Below are 6,463 nucleotides of genomic sequence, written 5' to 3' on the forward strand. Positions count from 1 at the left end.
CGGCAGCACCTCGCCGATCAGCCGGCGGAGGGGTGTCCGGGTCGACGTCTCGTCGGCAGCGGCGCCGCAGGGCTGCTTGCCCGCTCCAAGTCCCGCAGGTCAGCCGGAGGCTCTCCCAGCGACTTCCGCTCCGCCCGCACCACGGCCTGGCGCCCGGCCGACGCCTTGGCCTCTCACACCGCGCCCTACCGCGTCCTGCCCTTCCCCGAGCAGTGGCGGGACGCCGTCCTGACTCTGTGCAACGCGCCCCGGGTGGCAGCGGGCAAGGAGCCGTGGAAGACAGCACCGACCTGGCGCCTGGAACAGGTCCTGCAGGCTTTCGCACCCGACGTCCTCGCGCTGCCACGCCCCTTCCACGACCGCGACCCGGGCGCGCCGGCCCACTGGCTGTGTGCGCCCGCCGACCTCCCCGACCCGCTCCCCGGCCCGGTCCTGGACACCGTGCTCAAGCACTGGCTGCGTGACTTGCGGCCCGAGCCCGAGTACCGCGGCCTGCTGAAGGAGACCATCGCAGAACTGGCCGCCCATCCGCCGCGCTGGGAGACCGTCCACCATGAACTCCTGCCGCGTGACGTCCCGACCGATGGCGGCACCGCACGTCCGTCACCGCACCAGTACAGCCTCAGCCCCGACTGGCTGGCCCGCCGGATTCTCGCGCTAGGCCCGTACCCGTACGACGGTGGGCAGCTCATCTTCCGGGCCATGCCACGTGGACCACGTGACCAGGGTGCCCAACTCGTCTCCGAGCCGATCCGGTTCCCCGGGCCGGACGAGAAGCAGGACTCCTGGTGGTCGGTGACGCTGTCGATCACGCTCCAGACCGTGCCGTTCGACCCGCTGCCGCGCTTCAACCTCCGCTGGTCGGTTCGCCGCTGGGCCACTCGTACCAACGCCAAGACGGGCCGCCTGCGCCTCCCGTGGGGTGCGAGCACCACCGTCCTGCTGCGTCCGCGCAGGCCGTTCCTGCCGGGCACCCCCCGCAGCGAGCGGTTCGCCGTCGCCGCTCTGGAGCGCTACTGGGACAAGGACTTGGGCGAGAAGGGCGACTTCGCCGATCGGTGGCGCGCGGGCGGCCCCGCAGCGATGCTCGCCGGGCTGCCCCTGGGCGAGCCCTTTCCGGACGCCGACGCGATCCTGACCGACCCCGCCTCCTGGCTGCGCGACGATGCCCGAGCCGGCATTCTGTACCGCACCGCGATGGGCCGGCACGACGTGGGCCCCGGCTTCATGGCACACCAGCTCTCGCAGCTCACAGCCTGGGCGGAAGGCGCCCTCACGTCCGAACTTCGCCGCGTCCCGGACCTCTCGCTGATCGACCGGGGCACACCCGCGAACATCCCCAAGGGCGACAAGGAGACGGTCGAAGCGGAACGGTGCGCTCAGCGCCGACTGGCGACGGCCTACGCGCTGGACGCTCTCGACGGCGTAGCGCGCCAGGGCAGCGCCCCCGTGCTTGAGGCACGGCTGCTGTGGCAGTCGCCGCGGCTGCGCGACGCCGCCTTGGCCTCCCTCGGTGAGCTTCTGGGCCTCAAGGGCGACGGCGGGTCCTTCACCGCACAGCAGTACGACGACGCCACGGCCGGCGCACCCGTCGTGCACGAGTGGTCCGCTCCGGAGCTGACCGTGCGGGTCCACTGCATGCGCCCGCTCGTCACGCTCGGTGACCGTACCGCCGACAGCCTCCTTGCCCCCCTCGACCTGCCCACCGGCACCCATATCAAGGACGTCCAGGTGACCGCCGCGACAGTGGCCCGCCGCGACAGCGCCGCACAGTGGCTGGCCGCGGAACGCACCACTGACGCGCCGGCCCTGGCCCTCGTGGAGATCGGCCGCGCCGCGTCATATCCAAGCAGACTGCACGACCCGAAGTTCGCCATGCGACTCGGCTGTGCCAAGGCAGGCTTCGTCACACAATTCACCACAGTGCCCGAAGCAGGCGACGAGAACGGCAAGGGCGCGGAAACAGCGTCCAGCCTGCGGCACCGCACGCTAAGTGCCTGGAACGACGGCCTGCGGCAGCTCGGCGCGCGCACCCTCCCCCGGCTCGCCGAGGACGACGGACTGCCCGACGGACTGCGGCATGCCGCACTGTGGATGGTCCGCAAGAACCGTACAACCCGGAATCGCTGGGCCGCGTACCTTCCGGTCGGCGTCATGGTCACCCCCGATCCGGCCGGCACCGACGCGGCCCGTGTCGAAGGCTGGGACCCCGAGGCGCGCTCCGGCGCAGGCGCCTGGGTCCCCTACCCCGAACTTCTGCTGAGGCTGACCACAAAAGCTGAGGTCAAGCCCGTTCTGCCCAGCCAGCGCGGCTCACAGGATGACGACGCCGACACCTCGGAGGCGCAGGCGGAAAGTGAGACGGACCGCCCGAAGCGCTACCAAGAACGCGAACGGCAGCGCCGTGAGGCCGCCGAGTGGCTCCAGGGCCTGCGTGCCTCCCTGCGCACCGCACCAACTGTCCTGTTCGCCGAGGCCCACAACGCCCGCTCGCACTGGACCTGGCTCCAGGACGGCCGGATCGAACGGGATCGCCTGCAGGACGGCCTCGCTCCCGCTCGTCGCCTCGACCCCGACCTGCGGCTGGTCCGGGTCCGCGCAGGCGCCCGGAACGAGACTCCGCAGTGGTGGGGGAGAGCCCCGGAGGACAAGGCGAACGGCATCCAGCAGGGCTTGTGGGTGCCAGAGGATGCCGCTGAAGACGCCCGCGTGTTCTTCAGTACGACCGCCAAGCCCGTGCAGTTCAAGCACGCGGCGGTGACCGCCGACAAGCTCTCGCCCCGGCCGATCGCTCAGGGCAAGCGCAAGGGTGAACCCACCATCGACACCGGCCAGGCGGCCTGGATGCCGGGGCTGCTGGAGATCGCCGTCGTCGGTTGCCATCGGGACGACGGCGACGACCCGAAGTCCCTCGCGCTCCTCACCCATGTTCTGCGCCAGCCCTCGGACTACGACCAGGCCCTTGCCCTGCCCTTGCCACTTCACTTGGCCGGCCTGGCACAGGAGTACGTCCTGCCGACACCGAAGGACGACGAGGCGGAAACGGGAGACGCAGGGGCCGCGGGCCAATCCGGTGCTTCGGACGATTTGGATGATGCGCAGGACGCATCGCCGGTGGAACAGCCCGTGCCGAACTTGGAGGCACCCGACGTCGACACTGAAGGGCAGCTGCAACTGTTCGAGATGTAGGTCTGGCCCGGAGCCGGTGGTGACGGTGGGTAGCCATCACCGATCATGACCGTTCAGTCGCTGTGCCATACGGCCGGTGGCCGCCGCGCCCAGGTCCGCTGCCACGCGAGCCCGGCGCCCGGACTGCCACGCCCGCAGCAGGCCCATGGCCACGCTCACGCAGAAGTCGCCCTCACAGACCAGATCTTGCTGGGTAGGGTGATCCGTGTTGCTGCAGGGCTTGGCACCGAGTCAGGAGCGGGGGTGGGGACGGGTGTCGATACCCGCACTGCAGGCCATGGAGCGCGCCCGGGCCGCCGGAGGCCGCCTCGTGGACTTCACTCAGCGGGAGAGCCGCGGCATCGGACAGGTGTGCCCGTGGGACTTGGTGGCAACCATCGGGCCGGAGCCCGAGGACCGTGATGCGGCAGCCTGGATTATCGCCGACGAGATCATGCGGGCCCGCACCGACCTGGACGACCTCGCATACCGGCTCTGGCGCGACAGCACCCTGGCCGGCACCCCGCTGACCGACCCGGATCGCGCGCACGTCCTGCTGTATGCCGGACCGGTATTCGAGGCCAACGACTTCACAGGCGTCACCGGTTACGTGGGCGAGTGGCTCTGGTACCTCTCCACCCGCGACCTTCCCCCCGAGCCGGGGCGCAGCGTGGAGATCCTGGACCCGCCCTCATCGACGGTAACGGACAGCGGGCCGGACGGGCTGGTGATCCACCGGGTGCCCGGCAGTGAGCTGGGGTTCGTCTTCCGGTTGTGGGAGATGAAGAAATTCACCGCGGAAAAGACGAAGCCGAGCGACACGATCCGCAAGGCGTGGCAGCAGTTGAACACCTGGGGGGCGCGGTACCTGGGCCAGATCTCGTGGGGAGGCCGGGAGCTGGCCCCCGACACCCGGGAGTTCGTCGCCTCGATGGCGCGGCAGTGGGTGGAGGCAAAGGCGTCGGGGAACGGCGGGGTCAGCATCGCACTCGACGCCGCGGACACCCCGGACACGGCCTTCGAACGCTCGCACCTGCACTTCACCACCCACAGCCACCCGGGCGCGCTGCAGGGCGTGGTAGTGGCGATCGAGGATCTTGAAGACTTCGCGAAGGACGTGAGGAGGTACGTGTGGAGCGCACTCTAGACCCGGAGGTACTCGCGTCCGCGCTCGGCGAGTACCGGGTGGGCGGGGTGCTGCCCAGCGCACAGGACCTGCTGGCGGCGATGACCGAGCTAGAGGTCGCGGCCTTCCGCGGTGAGCGGGAGATCGAGGACGCGACCCTCGCCACGGCGTGGTACCTGCACGGACTCGCCGCGCTCGCCCCGGAGACTCCTGGCTACGACGCGGTGCGGGTGCGGCGAGCCTTCGCCGCCAGCGCGCACCTGATGGACCTCGCCCTGGGCGACGAACGCCGGCCTGAGGCTGAGCGGCTCCAGATCGCCTTCGCCGCCCAAGCCGGGTATCGGCGCAGCGAGCAGGACCCGAACGCCACCGCCGTCTACCGGCAGGTCCGCGATCTCGTCGACATCACCGGTGAACTGCGCGGGCACATCGGCACACTGGCGGTGGAGGCTGGTGTCGTCTTCCTCGGCTTCGACCGCCCGGAGCTGGGCCGGGTGCTGCGGGCGTGACGGCGGCAACTGCGCGGGGTGCGGGCGGTGATGCGCCGCGAGTCCCTGGCGGGGACCATGTACGGGCCCGCAGAGGCGGTGGTGAAGGCCGTCTTCCGCCTGTACCAGTTCCTGGGGTTCGGCGAGGAGCGGGATCTGGTGGCGGCGCAGCGGCTGCTGCTGGATGTGATGACGGAGAGGGCGGGCCGGGGTGACCGGCTGGCGCGGTGGGTTGCCGCGCATCTGTTCCAGCTGAGCGGGGAGATGGCGGCCAGCAGCCTGTATCAGCTGCTCCCCCCGGGAACTCCGCCGGCAGTTGCGCGGAGCTTCGCGTTGTCGAAGCCGCCGGTGATGACGCTCTGGCCGCCGCAGCGCCAGCTCCTGAAGCTCGAGCGTGGCAATCCTCTCGACACGGCGACGTCACGAAGCCTGATCAGCGTGCCGACCAGCGCGGGCAAGACGCTGATGGCCCAGCTGGTGATCTGCTCGCACCTGGCACAGCGCCCCGGGCGCGTGGTGTACGTGTCCCCGATGCGCAGCCTGGGGCGGGAGATGCGCGGGACGCTGCGGGGCCGGCTGCGCGTGCTCGGGCGGCGCCTGGCTGCAGAGCAGCCGGAGTTCCCGCTGGGCCCCTGGACCTCCCCGGCCGAGCCGGACAGCGGGGACGTGGAGATCGTCACCCCCGAGCGGCTCATGCACATGATCCGCAACAACCCCGGCGAAGCGCTGGCGGAAGTCGGGCTGGTCGTCGTCGACGAGGCCCACCACCTGGGCCAGGGGCGGCGCGGCTTCGTGCTGGAGAGCCTCCTCACGCTGCTGCAGGCCCGCAGCGACATCCGACTCGTGCTGCTGTCCGCGGCAGTCGGTAACAAGGGCGACATCGCCTCGTGGCTCGACCCGCATCGCCCCGAACGGGAGGTCTACTTCACCGACACCTGGCGGGGCCCGCGCCGGATGCACGGGCTCATGTATCCGCACCTCATGGCGGAGCAGGCCGAGCTGACGGAGCGGCGGCCGACGGCGAAGCATGCCTCGCCGGTGCTCGCCACCGTGCCCGTCGAGACCCTCCTGGATGTCCGGCCGACCGCCTCCTCCGCCATCGCCCGGCTGACTACCGGCGAGGTGGGCACGCGGCGCTTCGCCGGCCCCGCAGGCCGGTGGACCGCGCGGACTCGTCTGCCGGGCGGGATCGCCGACTACCAGGTCTTCGCCGCCGGCGCTGCGGAACTCACCGCGGCCGGCAGTGTGCTGATGGTCGTCGGCACCCGGCGGGCAGCTCGTGACGCGGCACTCGCTATCGCCGAGCGCCTGCCTGAGCGGCCCGAGGCTGCGGCCCTGACCGACTACCTCGCCGACACCCTCGGCGCGGAGCACCCGCTGGTGCGCTGCACTCTGCACGGCGTCGCCTACCACCACGGCGCCCTGCCCGAGGACGTCCTCTACGCTGTCGAGGGCGCGCTGCGCCGCGACGAGCTCCTGGCGATCGCCAGCACTAGCACCCTCACCGACGGCGTCAACCTGCCCGTGCGCACCGTCATCGTCCACCACAAGGTCGACGGCGACCCGCTCACCTACGACGGCCAGCGCGCCCTGTCCCCCGCCGAACTCCTCAACGCCATCGGCCGCGCCGGGCGGGCCGGCCGGGAAAGCGAGGGGTGGATCTTCCTGACCCGCCCCTACC

4 protein-coding genes are annotated in these 6,463 nt (G+C 71.3%); all 4 read left to right on the forward strand.

From position 1 onward, the window contains the following. Window positions 1-3,189, forward strand: a 3,189-nt coding sequence (locus tag C1I97_RS28525; protein ID WP_111006015.1) for a pPIWI_RE module domain-containing protein, incomplete at its 5' end; no start/stop codon positions are given. 253 nt (window positions 3,190-3,442) lie between these two features. Beyond that, on the forward strand, window positions 3,443-4,315 hold the full coding sequence (locus tag C1I97_RS28530) for a hypothetical protein (protein WP_111006016.1): 873 nt from the start codon (window positions 3,443-3,445) through the stop codon (window positions 4,313-4,315). Next, on the forward strand, window positions 4,300-4,803 hold the full coding sequence (locus C1I97_RS41860) for a hypothetical protein (protein ID WP_258382780.1): 504 nt from the start codon (window positions 4,300-4,302) through the stop codon (window positions 4,801-4,803). The genes C1I97_RS28530 and C1I97_RS41860 overlap by 16 nt, the downstream gene beginning before the upstream one ends. A gap of 30 nt (window positions 4,804-4,833) precedes the next feature. Continuing rightward, window positions 4,834-6,463: DEAD/DEAH box helicase (locus C1I97_RS28535; protein ID WP_258382781.1), on the forward strand; the 1,630-nt coding region annotated here is incomplete at its 3' end.

The sequence above is a fragment of the Streptomyces sp. NTH33 genome (assembly GCF_003236365.1).
GTDB lineage: Bacteria > Actinomycetota > Actinomycetes > Streptomycetales > Streptomycetaceae > Streptomyces.